The organism is Rhodococcus indonesiensis, from assembly GCF_047782815.1.
In the GTDB taxonomy this organism is placed as follows: Bacteria; Actinomycetota; Actinomycetes; order Mycobacteriales; family Mycobacteriaceae; genus Rhodococcus; species Rhodococcus indonesiensis.
Genome location: NZ_CP180630.1, coordinates 4,158,903 through 4,180,255 on the forward strand (window position 1 = coordinate 4,158,903; position 21,353 = coordinate 4,180,255).

Below are 21,353 nucleotides of genomic sequence, written 5' to 3' on the forward strand. Positions count from 1 at the left end.
CACCGTCGTACTCGCACTACGTGGTGATCTCGAACCCGAGCCGGCGCGCGGCCCGGGCCTTCTGCCGGCTCGCGCGCAGGCGCCGCAACCGCTTGACGAGCATGGGGTCCGCTGCCAGTGCCTCCGGCCGGTCCACCAGGGCGTTGAGGACCTGGTAGTAACGGGTCGCGGACAGTCCGAAGAGCTCCTTGATCGCCTCTTCCTTGGCCCCCGCGTACTTCCACCACTGCCGTTCGAAAGCGAGGATGTCGCGTTCTCGGCGAGACAGACCGTCCGTGCCCGCCTCGTCCGGGTTCACGACGGTGGGGTTGTTCTCGGCGTGGTTGCTCCGGTCGGAAACCTGCTCGGATTCGTTACCGATATGCGCTGCTGCGCCGTCCATCTCACTCCTCGACTGCCTCGAATCACACCGGCGTCCGATCGGACCCGGGTGTTTCCGAGGGCAATTCAACCATGGTGGTACGACAGGTACCGGCTCAACGGACGGGCGAGTCCCGCCCACTATCCTCTTGCACCATGGCAATTCTTCCGATCCGGATCGTCGGTGACCCCGTCCTGCATCACCCGACGAAACCGGTCACCCAGTCGCCGGCCGAACTGGCCCAGCTGATCGCCGACATGTACGAGACGATGGACGCGGCGAACGGCGTCGGCCTGGCCGCCAACCAGGTCGGGGTCGACCTGCGGCTGTTCGTCTACGACTGCCCGGACCGGGACGGGTCCGGCAACGTGGTCCGCCGCCGCGGCGAGGTGATCAACCCGGTGCTCGAGACGTCGGAGATCCCCGAGACCATGCCCGACCCCGACGACGACGTCGAGGGATGCCTGTCGGTCCCCGGCGAGCAGTTCCCCACCGGGCGCGCCGAGTGGGCGAAGGTCACCGGCACCGACGCCCAGGGCGACCCGGTCGAGATCGAGGGCCACGGCTTCTTCGCCCGGATGCTGCAGCACGAGGTCGGTCACCTGGACGGCTACCTGTACGTCGACAAGCTCATCGGCCGCAACGCGCGGGCCGCGAAGAAGACCATCAAGCGGGCCGGATGGGGCGTGCCCGGCCTGAGCTGGGTGCCGGGCACGGTCGAGGACCCGTTCGGCCACGACGACGAGGACTGACGCCGCGGTGACGACCGAGCAGCCCGTACCCGTCGGCACCCGGGTGGTGCTGCGCTACCGGCTGCCCGCCGGTTACAGCCACCCGATGACCGACGTGATCGGGGAACTGGTCGCCCTCGACCCGGCCGTGGTGGTCCGCACCGCCGACAGCCGTCTCGTGCAGGTCGCGCCCGACGCCGTGGTGGCACTCAAGGCACTCGGCGCCCGCCCGATCCGCACCGGCGAGATCCGCGCCCTCGAGAACGCCGCAGCCGCCGCCTGGCCCGGGCTCGAGCAGGGCTGGATCGACGGCTGGCTCCTGCGGGCCGGCGCCGGCTTCACCGGCCGCGCGAACTCCGCCACGCCGCTGGGCGACCCGGGCACGGTCGCGGACCCCCTCGACCCGGACGTACACGCCCGGATGCGCGAGTGGTTCGCGGACCGGGGCCTGCCGCTGCGGCTCCTGCTGCCGGACCGGCTCGCGCGCATCCCGCACGGGTGGACCCCGAGCGACGAGGTGCAGGTGCTGGCCGCCGACCTCGACAACGTGCCGCTGCCCGGCGTCGCCACCCCCGTGACCGTGAGCCCCGGCCCGGACGCCGGCTGGCTGTCGCTGTACCGGTATCGCGGCGCTCCGGTGCCTGCCGAGGGCCGGGCGGTCGTCGAGTCCGTCCTGGGCGGCGCGCTGGGGTTCGGCCGCATCGGCAGCGATACGGAGACCCTGGCCATCGGCCGTGCCGCGGTCACCGACGCTCCCGACGGCCGGCGCTGGGTCGGGCTGACCGCCGTCGAGGTGGCCGCCGCACACCGCCGGCACGGCCTCGGCACACTCGTGTGCGGCGCCCTGCTGCAGTGGGGACGCGACCGCGGGGCCACCCACGCATACCTGCAGGTCGCCGCGGACAACAGCGCCGCCCGGGGTCTGTACCGGGCGCTCGGATTCGTCGAGCACCACCGCTACCGGTACGCGACGGAACCTGTCCGTCCGCTCGCCTAGAGTGAGGACGTGCGTCTTGCTACCTGGAACGTGAACTCCGTCCGTGCCCGTGCCGACCGGATCCTCGACTGGCTGCAGCGGTCGGGCACCGATGTGCTCGCCATGCAGGAAACCAAGTGCAAGGACGAGCAGTTCCCGTACGAGCGGTTCGAAGAGCTCGGTTACCGGGTCGCACACGTCGGGCTCTCCCAGTGGAACGGTGTGGCCATCGCCTCCCGCATCGGCCTCGACGACGTGCAGATCGGGTTCGAGGACCAGCCCGGGTTCACCAAGGACCCGGACGCCGACCCGGCGCAGGAGGCCCGGGCGATCGGCGCGACGTGCGGCGGGGTGCGGGTGTGGAGCCTGTACGTGCCCAACGGCCGCGAGCTGGCCGATCCCCATTACGTCTACAAGCTCGAGTGGCTCGCGAAGCTGCGCGCCGACGCACAGGCCTGGCTCGCCGCCGACCCGCGGAAGCAGATCGCGCTCGTCGGCGACTGGAACATCGCGCCCACCGACGAGGACGTGTGGGATCCGGCATTCTTCGATGGGAAGACCCACACCTCGGAGCCGGAGCGGGAGGCGTTCCGCGCGTTCCTCGACAGCGGTTTCACCGACGTGGTGCGCCCGCACGCCCCGGGCCCGGGCGTGTACACCTACTGGGACTACACCCAGCTTCGATTCCCGAAGCGTCAGGGTATGCGGATCGACTTCGTCCTCGGTTCCCCGGCTCTCGCGGCACGCGTGGCCGGCGCGGAGATCGACCGCAACGAGCGCAAGGGCAAGGGCGCGAGCGACCACGCGCCCGTCGTCGTCGACCTCACGGACTGAGGAGCCGAACCCCGGCCCGGCGGATACCGCGCGTCAGCGACGGGCAGCGGTCCGTCCGCCCGGCAGCACGACGTCCCGATACTCGGGATGGGCGGTGAGGAATCGCTGCACGTAGGTGCACACGGGACGGACCCGCCAGCCCCGCTCACGCGCGAGATCCAGGGAGCGGCCCACGAGTACGCCCGCGAGTCCGCGGTGCCCGAAGTCCTCGACGATGACGGTGTGCAGGAAATCGACGACGGGATGGTTGCGTCCGGGCACGCCCGAGGGACGATCCGTGTCGAAATACCCGAGGATCCCGACAAGATCCCCGTTCAGGCGTAGCTCGAAGCGGTTCTGATCCTTGTTGTCGGTCACCTCGGTGCGCGGCGCGTTGACGAGCATGATCCCTCCGAGGTGCCGTAACCGAACTGTGATCTACGCCACTATAGAGCATGCAGGGTGCATCTGCCGAGACGTGTGGGACAAAACTGGACGTTGTCCCGGGACAGCGCTGCGCCGGTGTGGCAGCGCACATCGGCAGCCGCGCGGCCGCTCATCCGACAACCGGCCGGGCCCGCAACCGGACCGGATCGGTAGGGTCGCAGCCGTGAAGCTGCTGCCCCTGCCACCGAAGGGCCGAACCCCGGTCCGTGCCCTCACCATCGCCGGAACCGATTCGGGGGGCGGGGCCGGCATCCAGGCCGACTCGCGCACCATGGCGATGTGCGGCGTGCACGCCTGCGTCGCCGTCGCGGCCGTGACCGTGCAGAACTCCGTGGGCGTCAGCGGTTTTCACGAGATCCCGCCCGAGACGGTGGCCGCGCAGGTGCGCTGCGTCGTGGAGGACATCGGCGTCTCGGGCGCCAAGACCGGCATGCTCGCCTCCACCGGGATCATCGAGGCGGTCGCCGCGGTGTGCGCCGAGGTCGGCATCGGACGCGATCGGCCGGTGCCGCTCGTGGTGGACCCGGTGTGCGCGTCGATGCACGGCGATCCCCTGCTGCACGCGGAGGCTCTCGACGCGGTGCGGCACACCCTGATACCGCAGGCCACCGTGGTCACACCGAACCTCGACGAGGTGCGGCTGATCACCGGTATCGAGGTCGTCGACGACCCCTCCGCGCGCCGCGCCGCCGAGGCCCTGCACGGCCTCGGCGCGCAGTGGGCCATCGTCAAGGGCGGGCACCTGCGCACCTCCGACGTCAGCACCGACCTGCTGTTCGACGGGGATCGATTCCTGGAGTTCACCAGTCCCCGCATCGACACCGGCAACGATCACGGCGGCGGCGACACGCTCGCCGCGGCGATCGCGTCGGCCCTGGCCCACGGATGGTCCGTGCCCGATGCCGTCGCGTTCGGCAAGGAGTGGGTCACCCGGTGTCTGGAATGGTCCTACGACCTCGGCGCCGGGCACGGTCCGGTCAACCCTCTGTGGCGACTGCAGTCCTGACCCGCCAGATCCCGAGTTCGGGCGGCACTCCCTTGGGGGCCGAGGTGAACAGACCTCGCCGGTGCGGGCGCACCTCGAGGCCGAGCACGTCGACCGCGCCGGCCGGCAAGGCGTCGAGCGTCGCGGACGACACCACCACGTGCCCGTTCCCGGCGAGTTCCATCATGCGGGCCGCAACGGTGACGTCGACGCCCAGCCAGTCGCTGCCGATCCGCCGGGGCAGTCCGGTGTGCGCGCCGACCCGGATCCGCGGCAGGTAACCGTCCACGGTCACCTCGGTCAGGGCGGTGCGGGCCGCGAAGATCGCTTCCAGCGCCCGTTCCGGCCGGTCGAACACCACCATCAGCCCGTCGCCGAGCCGCTTCACGACGGTGCCGCCGCGGTCCGTGAACGCCGGCTCCAGTGCCCCGGCGACGCGCCGCAGCAGGTCGAGGGTGGCGACGTCACCCGCGGCGAGGGACCACGTCGAGAACCCCACGAGGTCGGTGAAGACCACGGTGACCTCCCGGTCGCCGCGACCGGCGCCGGTGCGTTCGAGCAGCGCCTGCCATGCCTGCAGCACGCCGAATCCGAGTTCGTGCACCGCGCTCGGCTCGTCGACGCCACCCCACCTCCCGGCCAGCCGCGCGGTGCGCCACTGCCCGGCCAGCCGGGCGACCGCCTGCGGCCCGCTGGTCCCCGCCGTGGACAACGGATCGCCGAAGCCGGGGTCGCCGGGCAGCGTGCGCCGCAGCCGCCGGGCCAGCCGGACCAGTTCGGGCCGCCGGTCCACGGCCGCGAACCGGTCCGCGAGGCGACGGCCGAGTCCCGGCGTCTCATCCATCGGATCGGGCCTCGGTGCGTTGCGGTCCGACCGGTACCCCGTCCGGCCCCGTGACGGCTCGCGCATACGTACCGACCCCGTACCCGACGGCCGAGGCTGCGACGGCCAGCGCCGCCCGGTCGATGTTCGCGAGCGTGTCCTGCGGGCTGTGGTAGTTCGGGTCGAACGGTTCGTCGCCGGTGCCGCCCCACTTCTGCGCCTGCTCCAGGGTCTTGCGGTCGTCGGCCCCGGAGAACACACCGCCCGCGGGGATGCCCGCGTCCACGAACGGCCCGTAGTCGGAGCGCCCGTCGAAGTCGGTCCCCTCCGCGGCGACGCCGCGTGAGGTCAGGTACGCCAGGAACGTGCGCTCGATGCCGGCCGAGCCCTCCGGTCCCGGACCGGTGCCCACCGCATCGGAGTCGTCGCCGTCGTAGACGAGGTATCCAGGATTGGGCGAGCCGAGCATGTCGAAGTTCAGGTACAGGGCGATGTCCTCGCGGGCGGCGTCGTCCAGGGAGGCGACGTAGTCGGTGGAGCCGACCAGCCCGACCTCTTCGGCGCCCCAGAACGCGAACCGCACCGCATTGGTGACGCCTGGTTCGCTGCCGAGTTGCAGAGCCGTCTCGAGCACCGCGGCGACGCCGGTGCCGTTGTCGTTGATCCCCGGCCCCTCCGGGACGCTGTCGAGGTGGGCGCCGACGACGACCACGTCGTCGGTCGAGCCCGTGGCCGTCTGCGCGAGCACGTTGCGTGAGCGCACGCTCTCGATGCGGGTGTCGAGGACGAGGGTCACGGTGGTGGGGGCGGCGGCGAGCGCGCGGCCGTCGGCGCCGCTGATCCCCGCGGCGGGCACGCGGTCGTCGTCCTCCTCGCCGAGGGTGGCGCCGACGAGCGCACCGTCCTCGTTGTTGGCGACGAGCAGCGCCACCGCGCCGCGTTCCGCAGCGACCTGCTGCTTGACGGAGAACGGGCACACGCCGCGGGTCACGAGCGCGACGGCACCGGAGACGTCGAGACCCTCGTAGTCGGAGGCCTCGCATCCGGGTGTGTCGTCGGCGGGCACCGGCACGAGCCGGGCGGTGAGCCCGTCCGGACCGGTCGATGGCGAGAACTCGAGGGCCCGGACCGGCACCGGCGCGTCGGCGACGGTCAGGGTCTCGGTCTCGACGTCGAAACTGCGAACGTCGAACTCCGGGGTCTGCACGTCGAATCCCGCGCCGCGCAGCCGGCCGGCGACGTAGTCGACGCTCGCGTCGTAACCGGCGGTGCCCACGGCGCGGTTGCCGTCGTGCTCGGTGGCGATGCGGTCGAGTTCCGTGAGGTGGCCGACCACCGCATCGATTCCCACGGCCTCCGCCAGCGCGGCCGGATCCACCGGCGGTGGTGGCTCCTCCGAACATGCCGCCGCGAGCAGCACGATTGCTGCGACGACGCCCCCCGCCCGTACCCGCGCTCCCCGGTTCATCCGCCGAGGATACTCACGCGTCGCGCCGGTTCACCACGACCAGCGCGGCCGCGAACACCACGGCGACGAACACCGCGAAGTACACCAGCGAACCCCACGGCCCCCAGTGGAAGTCGATGCCCTGGTCGCTGCCGAGGAAGTGGTTGGCATTGGCGAACGGCAGGAAGGGCTGCACCCGCCGGCCGAACGAGCCGAACAACGCGAACAGCGACTCGATCAGCAGCGGCCACAGCAACAGCAGCGCGATGGTGCCGGCGGACTGGCGCAACAACGCCCCGACGGCGACGGCGAGCACCGCGCACAGCAGCGCGTAGATCGAGACGCCGTAGATCGACCGCCAGGCCTGGTCGCCCTCGAGAACGAGCTCCCGGCCCGCCTCCGGACCCGCGAGCGCCTTGGCGAGATAGAACGACGCGAGCGCCAGCACGCCGGTGAGCACCGCGCCGAACAGCCCGATCAGCAGCGCCTTGACGACGAGCACGACACTGCGGTTCGGCATCGCCTGGAACGTGGTGCGGATGACCCCGAACCGGTACTCGCTCGTCACCGACAGCGCCGCGAGGATCATCAGCACGAGCACCCCGAAGCCGGCGACGCCGCTCACCGCGACGTCCACGGTCGGGTAGAACCGGCCGACCTCGTCGTCGACGGACATGCTCGCTTTGGAGGCGGCGCCGAGGATCGCCGCGAGGCCCAGGCCGAGCGCGACGATCACGACGGTGCACCACCACGGCGACTGGGTGGAGGTCAGTTTGATCCGTTCCGCCTTGACGGTGTCGACGGCCACGCTCGCCGCCCCGGTGTTGTCGACCGCCACGCTCATCGCAGCTCCCCCTTCATCGGCTGCACGGCCGGGCCTCCGGCCACGGCTCCCTGGTACTGCACGTCGTCTCCGGTCAGTTTCATGAACGCCTCCTCGAGCGACGCGTTCCGGCTCGCCAGCTCGTGCAGCACCACCGAGTGCGCGGCGGCGAGCTCCCCCACCTGCGCGGTGGTGACGCCGCTGACGATCAGCGCGCCGTCGTCGTCCCGGACGGTGTGGCCCTGCCCGGCCAGTGCCGTGCGGAGGGTGTCGAGCTGCGGGCTGCGCACCCGCACCGTCGCCTCCGACGCCCGCTCGACGAACTCCGCGACGGACGTGTCGGCGATGAGCCGGCCCCGGCCGATCACCAGCAGATGGTCGGCGGTCTGCGCCATCTCCGACAGCAGGTGGCTCGACACGAGCACGGTTCGTCCCTCCGCGGCGAGAGCCTGCATGAATTGGCGGATCCACACGATGCCCTCGGGGTCGAGGCCGTTGACGGGCTCGTCGAACAACAGCACCTTCGGATCCCCGAGCAGAGCGCCGGCCAGTCCCAGCCGCTGCGACATGCCGAGAGAGAAGCCGCCCGCGCGCTTGTCGGCCACCTCGGTCAGGCCGACGAGCGCGAGCACCTCCTCGACCCGCGAGTTCGGCAGGCCGTTGGATGCGGCGAGCCAGCGCAGATGGGCCCGCGCCGATCGGTTCGGGTGCACCCAGCGCGCATCGAGCAGCGCACCGACGGTCCGCAGCGGCCGTTTCAGCTGCCGGTAGGGGACGCCGTCGATCAGCGCGGTCCCGGCGGTGGGCCGGTCGAGGCCGAGGATCATCCGCATCGTCGTGGACTTCCCGGCGCCGTTGGGGCCGAGGAATCCGGTGACGATCCCCGGGCGGACCGTGAACGTCACGTCGTCGACGGCGACGGTGGAACCGAAGGTCTTCGTCAGTCCGGTCACTTCGATCATGACCCACAGCCTGCCCGATTCGGCCCGATCGTGCCGCGCCGGGTCGCCCCACAGTCCGGTGCACAGGTCGCCGGCGGAAGCTCGTCGCAGGTGACGGCGAGGCGTCCCGGCCGGTGCTGCGGAGCCGACGAGCGAGAAGGCGCCGAATCGGGCGCAGGGACCGAGATGAGGATCGTCCCCGTTGTCGAGTTCCGCCGAGCCGGTGGACGGCACGGGACCGGGGAGTACCGGCTGTTGCCGCTGCCGGCCGCCGTCACGGCGGATTCCGAGAGCAGCCGGTCGTGGCGATCAGCGCCGGGACACGGCCGACGCGGGTGATGTCAGGTCGAGCCCGGCTCGGTCCGGTCGGCGTGGAGTCTGCGGTAGCAGCCGTGTCGACTCCGTTGCACTCCAGTCTGTTTCATGGGATTCAGCACGTCCGATGAGGTCGGTCCCGTCGCCTCCTGCCGGGCCGTGACGTCGACGCGCGGTCCGAGACGTGGACGGCGGCGCGGCAGGTGGGGACGGAGCCTGTCGATCAGGCGGTTTCGGCGATGACGAGTGCGGTGACGTAGCCGCCGTACTTGTCGTCGAAATTCTTGTCGGCGTAGTCACATTCCACGCGGAAGGTCACTGTGCCGCCCGAGATCGACACGAGATCGGTGTCGACCTCCACGATGTTGATGTGGTGATCATCGGAGTCGTAGTCGAGCTTGAAGCCGTTGAGGGCGACTCCGGCGCGCAGCACGTTCCGCGGAAACGACACCGACTGCTGGATGCTCCTGCGGCCCGTCCCGACCGGAATCGTGACCGACGGAGTGAGAAACGATATTGCCATGGGACCGGTCCTTTCTGATGGTGACCTGACACATCGACTGTGAGCCGCGGGGTGCGCGGCCACCACGCACCCTGGGGTGCATCCATGCGACCCTCGGGCTGAATTCGGTCGATACCGGCCGCTACGCGGGGATTGCCCGGGTGAGGTATGCGCTGTGCTGTGCTACCGACCTCGCCGTCGAGCTCTGCGAACTGCCGGGGCCGGAACGGAGAGGGATCCGCCGCCCGGATTGCCCATGCCGTCGACGCCGCGCATGCCGTCGCCGTAGCACTCGCCGTGTTCCACTCGAACTCCGATCCGGACAGGACATTTCGTACATGATGTCGCCGCCCCCTGCCCGGAACCGACCCGGACTCCCGGGCACACCGTGTCCGTACGGCGTTGCGATCTCTTCGGCGCCGAACCCCCGATCTCTTCGACCGGGCCGACCGATATCCACCTGGACCTGGGGAAAGGCGCGTTCCTCACAACTGCCGTACCGCATCGAAGCCTGCGCGTTCTGCCCCCGGATCAGGAGCGTAACGCGGGCCTCCCCCCGCCGTCCGGCAGCCGATCCGCCTTGCAGCGGCGACCGGAGTCGCGATATGTCGCGCCGGGTTCGGTCGTCGCCGGCGGCGTGCCGGTACCGCCGGTACCCCTACATACCGCATGAATGCATTGTCCTTCAACGAAATCCGCTACTGTCGGCCGCCAGAGGCGCGAATCGGTGCGACAATCCAGGTGTCGAAGGGAGGCCCGTGATGACCCAGACACGAGCCGTGATCGGGGAGAGCGTCGAGGAGTCGATCGGAGGCGGTGAGGACGTCGCGCCCCCGAGACTCGGGGCGGCCGTCGGCGCCCTGGCCGACGTGTTCGGTCACGGCCGGACGGTGGCCCGGCACGGCGTGTCGTTCGGCAAGGAACTGGCGAAGATCGCCGTCGGCCGCTCCACGGTGGCACCGGCGAAAGGCGACCGCCGGTTCGCCGACCCGGCCTGGAGCACGCACCCGGCCTACCGCCGGCTCGAGCAGACCTACCTGGCGGCCAGCGGTGCCGTCGACGGCGTCGTCGACGACGTCGGCCGCGGCATCGACCCACGCCGGGCGGCCGAGGCCAAATTCGCCGCCGACATCCTCACCGCGGCCCTGGCCCCGACGAACTACCTGTGGACCAACCCCGCGGCACTGAAGGAGGCGTTCGACACCGCCGGCCTCAGCCTCGTGCGGGGCACCAGGCACTTCGTCTCCGACCTGCTCGAGAACCGGGGCATGCCGTCGATGGTCGACCGCGGCGCCTTCACCGTCGGCACCGACCTGGCGGTCACCCCGGGCGCGGTGATCTCCCGCGACGAGGTCGCCGAGGTGCTGCAGTACACCCCCACCACCACCACGGTCCGCCGCCGGCCGGTGCTGGTGGTGCCCCCGCCGATCGGCCGGTACTACTTCCTGGACCTGCGGCCGGGACGCAGCTTCGTCGAGTACAGCGTCGGCCGCGGCCTGCAGACCTTCATGCTCTCGTGGCGCAACCCCACCGCCGAGCAGGGCGACTGGGACTTCGACACCTACGCCGGCCGGGTCCTGCGGGCGATCGACGAGGTGCGGGAGATCACCGGCAGCGACGACGTGAACCTGATCGGGTTCTGTGCCGGCGGGATCCTCGCCACCACGGCGCTCAACCACCTCACTGCCCGGGGCGACGACCGGGTGCACAGCATGGCCTATGCGGTGACGATGCTCGACTTCGGCGATCCGGCACTGCTCGGCGCGTTCGCCCGGCCCGCCCTGATCCGGTTCGCCAAGGGCCGCTCCCGCCGCAAGGGCCTGATCAGCGCGCGGGACATGGGATCGGCATTCACCTGGATGCGCCCGAACGACCTGGTGTTCAACTACGTCGTCAACAACTACCTGATGGGACGCACCCCACCGGCGTTCGACATCCTCGCCTGGAACGCCGACGGCACCAATCTGCCCGGCACCCTGCACGGTCAGTTCCTCGACCTGTTCCGGGACAACCTGCTCGTCGAGCGCGGTAAGTTCACCGTGCTGGGCACACCGGTGGACCTGAAGTCGATCACCGTCCCCACCTTCGTCTCCGGCGCGATCGCCGATCACCTGACCGCCTGGCGCAACTGCTACCGCACCACCCAGTTGCTCGGTGGAGACACCGAATTCGTGCTCAGCTTCTCCGGGCACATCGCCAGCCTGGTCAACCCGCCCGGCAACCCGAAGGCGCACTACTGGACCGGCGGCACACCGGGCCCGGACCCGGACACCTGGCTCGAGCACGCCGAGCGGCAGCAGGGCAGCTGGTGGCAGGCCTGGGCCGACTGGGTGCTCGCCCACGGCGGAGAGGAGACCACCGCGCCGAGCGCACCCGGCAGTACCCGGCACCCCGCGCTCGAGGCGGCCCCCGGCCGGTACGTGCGCGACCTACCCGCAGCCTGACCCTCTCGATCCGGAATGCGACCCGGACCGACAGGCAGACCCCTGACCGTCGGCGGCTGACGGCAGCAGGTGGCGACTCGTCCTCGACGGCAAGGTGGAGGACGCGCGGCGCCGGCGCCCTCCGGCTCACGCCATTTCGGGGACGTGCAGGTGGGCGATGGCGAGCTCGAATTCGCAGGTGTCGAGTATCTCCGCGCCCGCTTCGCGAACCACTGCCGCCCGGATGCCGTCGAGGCGTTCCCTGTGGCGTTCGATCGCCTCGGCGCTGTCGAACGTCATCGACGACACCCCGCGGCCGGACGCGCGGTCGATCATCAGGCTGGCGCTGCAGAACCCGTCGAGTTCCTCCACCTTGGGCAGTTCGCCCATCTTCCACAGGTCGACGCCACGGTCCATGTGCGCCGGCTCGGTTCTGATCCACGTGACCCGGCACCAGGCCCCGCGATCCGAATGGTGGTCGCGATGCATGACGGCGATCTCCCACCGCGACACCTCCGTGGTGCCGTGGAAGATCCTGGCGGCCTCGTCACGTAGCGTGCGCACCGCTCCTTCGCTGGCGCGCATCGATTCGTCGTCGCGCCACGAACTGGTCGCGATGCACCGGCCCGAGCCGCGATCGATCAGCAGGGACATGCCGAGGCAGCCCTCGATGTCTGCCAGCGTGGGCATCACGGTGTCGCGTACGTGCCTGATCCCGGCATCGATGTACGACGGATGCGCGTGAATTGTGGTCGAGCGTGCGAACACGATCGGCACCCTTCTCCTCAGGGCGGTGCCGACGCGGCGCCGCCGGTCGTTGTCGTTCCCCAGGTTTCACCTTGCTCCCCCGATCCACTGGAGGCAATAGGCGCATTCCGCTTCGACCGGTATCGCCCGAACTGCACGATCCGGCCACCGCTGCCGTCCCTCGATCGTGGGAAGAGAACCACCCGTGCACCACTGCTCGCCGCCGCCGACGACGCCGGTGGTGCCGCGACGCGTGCGGCACCACCGGGTCCGGTGGGCGCCCCCGGGTCCGGTGGGAAACCGACCGTCACGGCCTCACATCGGGTCGTCTCAGGGCTCGAGCGGCGACGACGCCTGCGCCCAGAACCGCTTCGGGATGCGGCCCGCGTGCCGGGCCCGGAAGCCGGCCTCGACGGCGTGGCGCATCGCGGACGCCATGAGGGCCGGGTCCTTCGCCCGGGTCACCGCGGTCGCCAGCAGCACCGCGTCGCACCCGAGTTCCATCGCGAGCGCGGCGTCCGAGGCCGTGCCGATACCCGCATCGAGGATCACCGGCACCCCGGCGGCTTCGACGATCATCTCGATGTGGTGCGGGTTGGCGACCCCGAGGCCCGTGCCGATCGGCGAGCCGAGCGGCATCACGGCGGCGCAGCCGACGTCCTCGAGCCGTCGCGCCAGCACCGGGTCGTCGTTGGTGTAGGGCAGCACGACGAACCCGTCGTCGACGAGTTGCTCGGCGGCCGAGACGAGTTCGATCGCGTCGGGCAGCAGCGTGCGTTCGTCGGCGACGACCTCGAGTTTGACCCAGTCCGTTCCGAGCGCCTCGCGGCCGAGTTGTGCGGTGAGCACCGCCTCGGCGGCGCCGCGGCAGCCGGCGGTGTTGGGGAGCGGCGCGATGTCGAGGCGGCGCAGCAGATCGAGCACGCCGGTCCCGGACGCCGCGTCCACCCGGCGCATCGCCACGGTGGTCAGCTCGGTGCCGGAGGCGACGAGGGCCTCTTCGAGCACGGCGAGGTTCGCGGCCCCACCGGTGCCGGTGATCAGCCGCGAGGCGAAGCTGCGTCCGGCGATCGTCAGGGGCGGCAGGTCGTGGCCGGGGTCGGAGCCGAAGTCGCGCTCAGCCACCCTGCACCGCCGTCAGCACCTCGATCTGCCAGCCCTTCTCGACGCGCTCGGACCAGCGTCCCCGGGGGAAGACGGCACCGTCCACGGCGACGGCGACCCCCCTGTCGGGCAGCCCGAGCCCACTCAGCAACTCGGCCATCGTCGGCGCCTCGGCGAACCAGCGCTCCTCCCCATTGACCGTGACTCCCACCGTCGGCGCACCGTTCATCACACTCACTCCTCGGTAAATCGTTGCGGATCAGCATATTTCGCCACAGCGAGCGGTTCGTCCGCGAGCTCCGCGACCACCGCGTCCGCCGTGACCGGGGTCAGCAGCACGCCGTTGCGACCGTGCCCGGTCGCGGCGATCACCCGCTCGGACAGCCGGCCGATCAGCGGCAGGTTGTCCGGGCTCACGGGTCGTAGTCCCGCACTCGCCTCGTACAGCTCGTACTCGCCGATCGCCGGGAACAGCGTCTCGGCGTCGGCGATGAGATCCCGCACCCCCGCGACGGTGACCTGCGTGTCGTCGGCCTCGTACTGGGTTGCGCCGACGACGAGCCCGTCCGCGCGCGGCACCAGGTACGCGGGCCGGCCGTGCACGCTGCCGCGGACCGTCCGGTGTGGAGCGGGAGCCGCGCCCGGGCGGGTCCGCAACCGCAGGATCTCCCCCTTGACCGGCCGCACCGGCAAGCCCGGCCACAGCCGCGCCGAGGCGGCGCCGGCCGCGAGCACCACCCGGTCGGCGTCCAGGTCCGTGACGTCAAGGACCGGCTCGTCGACGAAGGTGACCCCGGCCGCGGCGGCCGCCCGTCGCAGCGCGTCGACGAGAACCCGGTTGTCCACGGCCAGCTCGTCCGGGGCCAGCAGCCCGAGACGGATGCGCGGGCCGAGCGACGGCTCGAGTTCACGCACCTCGGCGCGGCCGAGCACGCGCATCTCGTGCCCCTGGGCCGACACCCACTCGGCGATCGTGCGCAGGTCGGCGGCGTCGGCCGCGTCCAGCGCGACGGTCAGCGACGCAGTGGAGGTGAACAGGTCGAGGCCGGTCTCCCGCAGCAGCTCGGCGCCGAACGCCGGCCAGCGGGCCAGCGACGCGGCGCCCAGCTCGAGGACGTGTTCCTCACCCGGCCAACCCTCCGACAAGGGCGCCAGCATCCCCCCGGCCACCCAGGACGCCCCCGCTCCCGGGGACGGGTCGTGCACGGTCGCGGTCCAGCCGGCCCGGGCCGCGCGCCAGGCGATCGACAGCCCGATCACGCCTCCGCCGACAACGGATACGGTTCCCAACAGTTCGTCCACCTCACTCCCTGCGCCGGCATGATCCGGTTCAGGTGCTGACGGTCGGGGCCGGCAGGCCCCCTCTCAGCCCCGCGATCCCCGGGACTCCCGTGTCGATTCGTTCAGAGCAGAGACTACCGTCTCCGCCGTGACTACCTACCGCGGCAACCATCCCGCCCCCCGGGAACGCCTCGCGCAGGCCCGGCTCTACCTGTGCACCGACGCCCGTCGCGACACCGGCGACCTGGCCCGATTCGTCGAGGAGGCCCTTGCGGGCGGTGTCGACATCGTCCAGCTCCGCGACAAGGGCTCGGCAGGCGAGAAGAAGTTCGGCCCGCTCGAGGCGCGCGAGGAACTCGAAGCACTCGAGGTGCTCGCCGCCGCCTGCCACCGGCACGGCGCCCTGCTGGCCGTCAACGACCGCGCCGACATCGCCCTGGCCGCCGGCGCCGACATCCTGCATCTCGGGCAGGGCGACCTGCCGGTGCGGTACGCCCGGCAGGTCCTCGGCGACGACGTGGTGATCGGCCGCTCGACCGCCAGCCGGGCCCAGGCCAGCCTCGCCGACATCGAGGACGGTGTCGACTATTTCGCCAACGGGCCGGTGTGGGAGACCCCCACCAAGCCGGGTCGCACCGCGGCGGGCCTCGAGGTGCTGCGGGAGGTGGCCCGGTCGCAGCCGCGGCGGCCGTGGTTCGCCATCGGCGGCATCGATGCCGAGCGGCTGCCCGAGGTGCTCGACGCCGGCGCCACCCGCATCGCGGTGGTCCGCGCCATCACCGCGGCACCGAATCCGCGGGCCGCGGCGGCGGCACTGAAGGCCGCGCTGCCCGGCTGAAAGTCCGTCACAGCCAGTCGAGGACCGTCGACGGCGCCAGGGTCGGCACGTCCCCGGGCAGCCGGGCGCGCAGTCCCCGGTCGGCCGTCACCACCACGGTGAGCACCTGGTCCAGGACCGCCGACGTGCCCTTCGCCAGGACGGCCAGCTCGTCGTCTCCGCTGCCGGCGGCGGGGTGCACCAGGGTGCGGTCGTCGTCGATCACCGCTGCGCGGGCTTGCCCCTCGAGGACCGCCTCGATGCGGCTCACCCAGCCGAAGGACCCGCCGGGCAGCTCGACGGTGCGGGGCACCGACTCGGCCAGCTCCGCGAGCAGTCGTGCGGTGGCACCCGGCCGGTCGCGCCACCAGCCGTTCGGCCGCGAGCCGAGGACGTTGGCCGTGTCGAGCAACATCCGCACCGCCCGGGTCCGCAGGTCCGGCCAGGCGGCCGCGAACCCGGAGTGCAGGGACATGGTCTCGACGTCCGCCTCCGGCACCCAGCGCAGTTCGGTGCTCTCCCCGTTGAGGGTCGTCGCCATCGGGCTCGGGGTGTCCGCGACGACCGTGGTGTACGTCCATCCCCCGGCACCGCCGGAGGTGACCCGCTCGGTGCGCACGCTCACGGCAGCCGGGTCGATCCCGGTCTCCTCCTCGGCTTCCCGTACAGCCGCGGCGACGGGACTCTCGTCGCTGTCGCGGGCGCCGCCGGGCAGGGCCCACGTGCCGCCCTGGTGGCTCCACGCCGCGCGGTGCTGCAGCAACACGGCCGGGGTGCCGTCGGGCAGCGGTGCACGCAGCAGCAGCCCGGCCGCACCGAATCTGCCCCACCGGCGACCACCGTCGGGTCCGACGGCCCAGCCGTCCCCGTCACCTCGCATCGCGTCCGCCTCCCTGCCGCCCGGCCGCCGACCGCGAGCCGGGCGTCCACCGCCCTCGGACGGCAACGACATCCCATTACTGCTTATATGCTCGCCACACACAGTGCCACATCGGAAGGGGTGCTCTCGTGGACGTGCGCGTGACCCCCACGCTCGGCGCGGTCGCGGGTCGCCTCGAGCGCAGCGACGTGTCCGATCCCGTCGTCGACCACGACCGCCGCGCCGACGACTGGCGCGCCCTGCTGCGATCCACTCCCGCCGCACTCTTCACCCTCGGCGCGCTGCTGTCGGTCCTCCTCATCGTCTCGGGCATCGTCGCAGGTCAGACCGTGACGAGCCGGCAGGCCACGCACAGTCGGCTGCTCACCTCCGTCGAACCCCTCGCCGACGCCGCCCAGAGTCTCTACAGTGCGCTGTCCGTCGCGGACGCGGCCGCCGCCACCGGCTTCATCGCGGGCGGTATCGAACCCGAGGAGGTGCGGGAACGCTACACCCAGGCCGTCGGCGAGGCGTCCACCCAGCTCGTCGCCGCGGCCGGCGGAATCGCCGCCGACGACAGGGTGAGTGCCCGGTTGCTGGCGGACATCGCCGGCCGGCTCACCGTCTACACCGGCCTGGTGGAGACGGCCCGGGCGAACAATCGCGTCGGAAACCCCGTGGGCGCCGCCTACCTCGGCGAGGCCTCGTACCTGATGCAGTCCGAACTGCTGCCGATGGCGCAGGAACTGCACGAACGCAGCTCGTCCGCCGTCACGTCCACCCAGCGGGCGGCGGTGCAACCGCCGTGGACGTCGATCGGGATGCTGCTGGTGACGGTTGTCGCGCTGGCCGGCGTGCACGTGATCGTTTCGCGGATCAGCCGCCGCACCCTCAACCTCGGACTTCTCACGGCCATCGCCTCGACGGGGATCCTGCTGTGCTGGCTCCTCGTCGCGGGACTGATCTCGTCGAGCGCCACCCGGAACGCCGTCGAGCGCGGCGGCGAACCGCTCGGGGTCTTCACCGACAGCCGGATCCTCGCCCAGCAGGCCCGGACCGCCGAGACGCTGCAGCTGGTCCGACGGGACGTCACCGGCGAATACGACGCGATGTTCGACGGCAGCATGGACCGTCTCGAGGAGTTGCTCACCGGCTCCGCGGCCGCCGACGTGGAGTCCCAGGCCGAACCCGCCGGCCGCGCCGCCGAAGCGCGCACGGCTTGGCTGGCATCGCACGACCGCGTGCAGGCGGCACTCGACCGGGGCGACTACCCGGCTGCCGCGATCCTCGCCACCGGTCCCGGGCCCGACGAGGCGGCGGCCCAGTTCCACGCGGTCGACCGCGCCCTCGAACAGGGCATCGACCTCGCGCGCGCCGAACTGCGCGGCAACGAAGTCCGCGCCGCGGACACGCTGTCCGCGCTCGCACCGGCCGCGTGGGTGCTCACCGTGCTCGCGTGGCTCGGCGTCGTGGGAGGACTGGCGCCACGAATCCGGGAGTACCTGTGAACATCCGCAACGCCCTGCTCGCCGTCGCCGTCGCCACGGCCGTCCTCACCGGTGGGTGCGCGACGTCGCAACCGGAGATCGTCGCCGGTCCCGACGTGTCCTACACCGAACCGCCGTTGCCGGAGCGCGCCGCACTCGCGCCCACCGACATGCCGATTCCCCCGGAGCCGGACTGCGGCGACCCGACCGCCGGGCTGCGTCCCGACGGGGCGACGACCGGACCGGCCCTCGATGCGATCCGGGCGCGCGGACGCCTCGTCGTCGGGCTCGACACCGGCAGCAACCTGATGAGTTTCCGCGACCCCTCGACCGGCCGGATCGCCGGGTTCGACGTGGACATCGCCCGCGAGATCGCCCGGGATCTGCTCGGCAGTCCGGACCTGCTCGACTTCCGGATCCTGAACTCCGCGGACCGGGAGCAGGCCCTGCAGGATTCCACCGTCGACATCGTCGCGAAGACGATGACGATCACGTGTGCCCGACGTGAGCGCGTCGACTTCTCCACGGTGTACTTCGTCGCCCAGCAGCGTGTCCTGGTGGTCAAGGGCTCCGACGTCCGGGACGTCGCCGATCTCGCCGGCCGGCGGGTGTGTGCGGTGCGCGGCACGACGTCGCTCATGCGTCTGCGGCAACTGCAACCGTCCGCGGCGATCCTGACCGTCCCGTCGTGGGCGGACTGTCTCGTCGTGCTGCAGCAGCGCCAGGTCGACGCCGTCAGCACCGACGACACGATCCTCGCCGGGCTCGCCTCCCAGGACCCGTACCTGGAACTGGTGGGAGCGCCGCTCGGAACCGAGCCCTACGGCATCGGGATCGCGCAGGGCCGTGAGGACCTGGTGCGGTTCGTCAACGGCACCCTCGAACGGATCCGTCGGGACGGCACGTGGACGCAGATCTACAACCGTTGGCTCACCGTCCTCGGTCCCGCCCCGGCGCCGCCGACCCCGACGTACGTGGACTGAGAGAACGCATGTCCGACACCGACGACGACACCGGACCGGCGACAGCACCGGCGGCACCCCCGGATTCCGGTCCGGCGACCGCACCGAGCGCCGGGCCGGGAACAGCACCGAGCATGGGTCCGGGTACAGCACCGAGCATCGGTCCGGGCACAGCACCGAGTATCGGTCCCGGTACTCAGCGCAGCCGCCGGGGAAGCGTGCCGTCGCAGCGGTCGTCCTCACGCCGCTCCCGGTCGCGGTTGCCGTCGCGGCGGCGACTCGCGGGTCTCGTCGACATCCCCGTCCCCACTCCCGTCGACCCCGAGTCCGTCGTCCTGCGCGACCCGCACGTCGCCGAGGGCAAGCGGTTCTGCTGGAAGTGCGGCAAGCCGGTCGGCCGCAGCACACCCAACGGCCCGGGCGCGACGTCGGGCCGATGTCCTTCGTGCGGAACCCCGTTCGAGTTCACTCCGCTGCTCGCGGTCGGCGACGTCGTCGGCGGGCAGTATGTGGTGCAGGGCTGTCTCGCCCACGGTGGTCTCGGCTGGATCTACTTGGCGATCGACCGGAACGTCAGTGATCGCTGGGTGGTCCTGAAGGGCCTGCTGCACTCCGGAGACGCCGAGGCGCAGGCCGTCGCGCTGGCCGAGAAGCAGTTCCTCGCCGAGGTGACGCATCCGAGCATCGTGAAGATCTTCAACTTCGTCGAGCACCCTCGCCCCGACGGCAGCCCGATGGGCTACATCGTCATGGAATACGTGGGCGGGCACTCGCTGCGCGAGGTGCTCGACACCTGTCCCAAGCCCTCGCGGATGCCCGTCGAACAGGCCGTCGCGTACGTCCTCGAGATCATGCCGGCGCTGAGCTATCTGCATTCGATCGGGCTCGTCTACAACGACCTCAAGCCCGAGAACATCATGGTCACCGAGGAACAGCTCAAACTCATCGATCTCGGTGCCGTCACCGGCATCGAGGACTACGGCTACCTGTACGGAACGCCGGGCTTCCAGGCCCCGGAGATCGTGCGCACCGGCCCGACCGTGGCGTCCGACATCTACACCGTCGGCCGGACCCTCGCCGTACTGACCCTCGACATGCCGTGGACGCAGGGGCGTCCGGCCGACGGCCTCCCGACGCCGGCCGAGGCGCCGCTGCTGGCGGAGTACGAGTCCTACCACCGGTTGCTGCTGCGGGCGATCGATCCCGATCCGCAGCGACGATTCGAGTCGGCCGACGAGATGGCGAGCCAGCTGACGGGTGTCCTGCGCGAGATCCTGTCGCAGCAGACCGGCGAGGAGCATCCGGGTCTGTCGTCGGTGTTCAGCCGGCAGCGGACGACGTTCGGCACGGACGAGGCTGTCGGGCGCACGGATTCGATCGTCGACGGTGTCGAACGGGACGAGAAGCTCGCGGCGCGTGATGTGGCGGCAGCGCTGCCCGTTCCGCTGCTCGATCCGCTCGATCCGAGTGCGGCACTGCTGGCGGCGGCGGTGCACAGCGAACCTCAGCAGACACTCGACGCGCTGCGCCACGCGCGCGACAACGGCATCGAGCGCGTCGTCGGCACGGCCGACGTCTCGTTCTCCCGGGAGATCACGCTCGCCGAGGTCCGTGCCCATCTCGACCTCGGGCACGGCGCGCGCGCCACCGAGATCCTGGGCAAGCTGGAACGTGACCTGGGAGCGGACTGGCGCATCGACTGGTATGCCGGTCTCGCCGAGCTGATCAACGGCGAATACGAGTCCGCCTTCGGCAGATTCGAGAAGGTGCTCGCCGCGATGCCCGGCGAGACCGCACCGAAGCTCGCTCTGGCGGCCACCGCCGAACTCATCCTGCAGCATTGGGAGAGCGAGGATCCCGATGCCTGGCGCGCGTTCTGCGAGAACTACTACCGCACCGTGTGGCGCACCGATCACAACGTGGTGAGCGCCGCGTTCGGCCTGGCGCGGCAACTCACCCTCCGCGGCGAGCGGGCTGCCGCGATCGCCGCTCTCGACCAGGTGCCGCCCAGTTCCCGGCATCACGCTGTCGCCCGGATGACGACCGTGCTGATCCTGCTGCACGACCGCCCGGTCGACGAGATCGAGGAGGCCGACCTGCGCGAGGCCGCGCGGCGGGTGGAGACGTTGTCGCCGGAGGAGGGACGGCTCCTGCAGATGCGCACCCTGGTGCTGTCGATCGCTCTCGACTGGGTCCGCGCGGGGCATTCGGCACGCCGCCGATCGGACCCGATTCTCGACGTCCCGTTCGACGAGAGGGGCCTTCGCAGCGGCACCGAGTCCGGTCTGCGAGACCTGGCCCGCAACGCGCCGACCCGCGCCCACCGATTCACCCTCGTCGACCTGGCCAACGCCATCCGCCCCCGCAGCCTGCTGTGAGCCGAGCGGGCGGATCTCGCGGCATCGGCCGAGTGGGCTCGACGACAACCTCCCGCTCGGCGCGGAATCCGCCCGCTCACCACCGCTGTGGACAACCCCGAAGTTGTCCACAGTCCGGTGACCGGGGGTTC

General features: G+C 71.4%; 21 protein-coding genes and 1 riboswitch. Of the genes, 9 read left to right on the top strand and 12 right to left on the bottom strand.

What is annotated here, in order from left to right:
- Positions 1-16 precede the first annotated feature (16 nt).
- Positions 17-382 carry a DUF3263 domain-containing protein gene (locus ACM26Y_RS19100; protein ID WP_003937404.1) on the bottom strand — a complete coding sequence of 122 codons (366 nt, stop codon included), beginning with the start codon at positions 380-382 and terminating at the stop codon, positions 17-19.
- A 134-nt stretch (positions 383-516) separates the two neighbouring features.
- Between ACM26Y_RS19100 and ACM26Y_RS19105 the strand changes: the two genes are divergently transcribed.
- The 3 genes from ACM26Y_RS19105 to ACM26Y_RS19115 are packed head-to-tail and all read left to right on the top strand — an operon-like array spanning position 517 to position 2,902.
- On the top strand, positions 517-1,113 hold the full coding sequence (locus ACM26Y_RS19105; protein ID WP_054371692.1) for a peptide deformylase: 597 nt from the start codon (positions 517-519) through the stop codon (positions 1,111-1,113).
- 7 nt (positions 1,114-1,120) lie between these two features.
- Positions 1,121-2,089 (top strand): GNAT family N-acetyltransferase, encoded by a 969-nt coding sequence (locus tag ACM26Y_RS19110; protein ID WP_416061595.1) that lies wholly within the window; start codon positions 1,121-1,123, stop codon positions 2,087-2,089.
- A gap of 9 nt (positions 2,090-2,098) precedes the next feature.
- Positions 2,099-2,902, top strand: a complete 804-nt coding sequence (locus tag ACM26Y_RS19115; RefSeq protein ID WP_416061596.1) for an exodeoxyribonuclease III — start codon at positions 2,099-2,101, stop codon at positions 2,900-2,902.
- Between the two features lie 33 nt (positions 2,903-2,935).
- Here ACM26Y_RS19115 and ACM26Y_RS19120 read toward each other — a convergent pair whose 3' ends face one another.
- Positions 2,936-3,286, bottom strand: coding sequence for a GNAT family N-acetyltransferase (locus ACM26Y_RS19120; RefSeq protein ID WP_416061597.1), 351 nt, complete (start codon positions 3,284-3,286; stop codon positions 2,936-2,938).
- A gap of 205 nt (positions 3,287-3,491) precedes the next feature.
- Here ACM26Y_RS19120 and thiD point away from each other — a divergent pair, with 205 nt between their 5' ends.
- A complete protein-coding gene (gene thiD, locus ACM26Y_RS19125) occupies positions 3,492-4,334 on the top strand; it encodes a bifunctional hydroxymethylpyrimidine kinase/phosphomethylpyrimidine kinase (RefSeq protein ID WP_003937399.1) in 843 nt (280 codons plus the stop codon).
- Here the strand turns inward: thiD and ACM26Y_RS19130 are convergent.
- From ACM26Y_RS19130 to ACM26Y_RS19150, 5 genes are all read right to left on the bottom strand, one after another.
- The gene (locus ACM26Y_RS19130; RefSeq protein WP_416061598.1) at positions 4,306-5,157 is read right to left on the bottom strand and encodes an adenylate/guanylate cyclase domain-containing protein; all 852 of its coding nucleotides are present in this window, start codon (positions 5,155-5,157) and stop codon (positions 4,306-4,308) included. The genes thiD and ACM26Y_RS19130 overlap by 29 nt on opposite strands.
- Entirely contained in the window at positions 5,150-6,604 is a 1,455-nt protein-coding gene (locus ACM26Y_RS19135) for a M28 family peptidase (RefSeq protein WP_416061599.1), read from the bottom strand. The genes ACM26Y_RS19130 and ACM26Y_RS19135 overlap by 8 nt, the downstream gene beginning before the upstream one ends.
- A gap of 13 nt (positions 6,605-6,617) precedes the next feature.
- Positions 6,618-7,427, bottom strand: a complete 810-nt coding sequence (locus ACM26Y_RS19140) for an ABC transporter permease (protein WP_003937396.1) — start codon at positions 7,425-7,427, stop codon at positions 6,618-6,620.
- Positions 7,424-8,368 carry an ABC transporter ATP-binding protein gene (locus tag ACM26Y_RS19145; RefSeq protein WP_040783049.1) on the bottom strand — a complete coding sequence of 315 codons (945 nt, stop codon included), beginning with the start codon at positions 8,366-8,368 and terminating at the stop codon, positions 7,424-7,426. Before ACM26Y_RS19145 ends, ACM26Y_RS19140 begins: the two co-directional genes overlap by 4 nt.
- 517 nt (positions 8,369-8,885) lie before the next feature.
- On the bottom strand, positions 8,886-9,185 hold the full coding sequence (locus ACM26Y_RS19150; protein ID WP_003937394.1) for a hypothetical protein: 300 nt from the start codon (positions 9,183-9,185) through the stop codon (positions 8,886-8,888).
- Between the two features lie 740 nt (positions 9,186-9,925).
- Here ACM26Y_RS19150 and ACM26Y_RS19155 point away from each other — a divergent pair.
- Positions 9,926-11,608 carry a PHA/PHB synthase family protein gene (locus ACM26Y_RS19155; protein WP_416061600.1) on the top strand — a complete coding sequence of 561 codons (1,683 nt, stop codon included), beginning with the start codon at positions 9,926-9,928 and terminating at the stop codon, positions 11,606-11,608.
- A 126-nt stretch (positions 11,609-11,734) separates the two neighbouring features.
- Here the strand turns inward: ACM26Y_RS19155 and ACM26Y_RS19160 are convergent, their stop codons facing one another.
- The 4 genes from ACM26Y_RS19160 to thiO form a co-directional block, all read right to left on the bottom strand.
- The gene (locus ACM26Y_RS19160) at positions 11,735-12,364 is read right to left on the bottom strand and encodes an antibiotic biosynthesis monooxygenase (protein WP_416061601.1); all 630 of its coding nucleotides are present in this window, start codon (positions 12,362-12,364) and stop codon (positions 11,735-11,737) included.
- A gap of 300 nt (positions 12,365-12,664) precedes the next feature.
- A complete protein-coding gene (locus tag ACM26Y_RS19165; RefSeq protein ID WP_416061602.1) occupies positions 12,665-13,459 on the bottom strand; it encodes a thiazole synthase in 795 nt (264 codons plus the stop codon).
- Positions 13,452-13,667: a sulfur carrier protein ThiS gene (gene thiS, locus ACM26Y_RS19170; protein ID WP_162919330.1), complete on the bottom strand. Its 216-nt coding sequence runs from the start codon at positions 13,665-13,667 to the stop codon at positions 13,452-13,454. Before thiS ends, ACM26Y_RS19165 begins: the two co-directional genes overlap by 8 nt.
- A gap of 5 nt (positions 13,668-13,672) precedes the next feature.
- Positions 13,673-14,740, bottom strand: coding sequence for a glycine oxidase ThiO (thiO, locus tag ACM26Y_RS19175; RefSeq protein ID WP_416061603.1), 1,068 nt, complete (start codon positions 14,738-14,740; stop codon positions 13,673-13,675).
- Positions 14,729-14,841, bottom strand: a riboswitch (TPP riboswitch). It overlaps the preceding gene by 12 nt.
- A gap of 26 nt (positions 14,842-14,867) precedes the next feature.
- On the opposite strand from thiO, the gene thiE reads away from it, so the two are divergent.
- A complete protein-coding gene (gene thiE, locus ACM26Y_RS19180) occupies positions 14,868-15,557 on the top strand; it encodes a thiamine phosphate synthase (RefSeq protein WP_003937388.1) in 690 nt (229 codons plus the stop codon).
- Between the two features lie 7 nt (positions 15,558-15,564).
- Here thiE and ACM26Y_RS19185 read toward each other — a convergent pair whose 3' ends face one another.
- The gene (locus tag ACM26Y_RS19185; protein WP_416061604.1) at positions 15,565-16,416 is read right to left on the bottom strand and encodes an NUDIX hydrolase; all 852 of its coding nucleotides are present in this window, start codon (positions 16,414-16,416) and stop codon (positions 15,565-15,567) included.
- A 128-nt stretch (positions 16,417-16,544) separates the two neighbouring features.
- Here ACM26Y_RS19185 and ACM26Y_RS19190 point away from each other — a divergent pair, with 128 nt between their 5' ends.
- The 3 genes from ACM26Y_RS19190 to ACM26Y_RS19200 are packed head-to-tail and all read left to right on the top strand — an operon-like array spanning position 16,545 to position 21,222.
- The gene (locus tag ACM26Y_RS19190; protein WP_416061605.1) at positions 16,545-17,903 is read left to right on the top strand and encodes a hypothetical protein; all 1,359 of its coding nucleotides are present in this window, start codon (positions 16,545-16,547) and stop codon (positions 17,901-17,903) included.
- The gene (locus ACM26Y_RS19195) at positions 17,900-18,865 is read left to right on the top strand and encodes a glutamate ABC transporter substrate-binding protein (protein WP_416061606.1); all 966 of its coding nucleotides are present in this window, start codon (positions 17,900-17,902) and stop codon (positions 18,863-18,865) included. Before ACM26Y_RS19190 ends, ACM26Y_RS19195 begins: the two co-directional genes overlap by 4 nt.
- Positions 18,866-18,873: 8 nt before the next feature.
- Positions 18,874-21,222 (top strand): tetratricopeptide repeat protein, encoded by a 2,349-nt coding sequence (locus tag ACM26Y_RS19200; protein ID WP_416061607.1) that lies wholly within the window; start codon positions 18,874-18,876, stop codon positions 21,220-21,222.
- Positions 21,223-21,353: the final 131 nt, after the last annotated feature.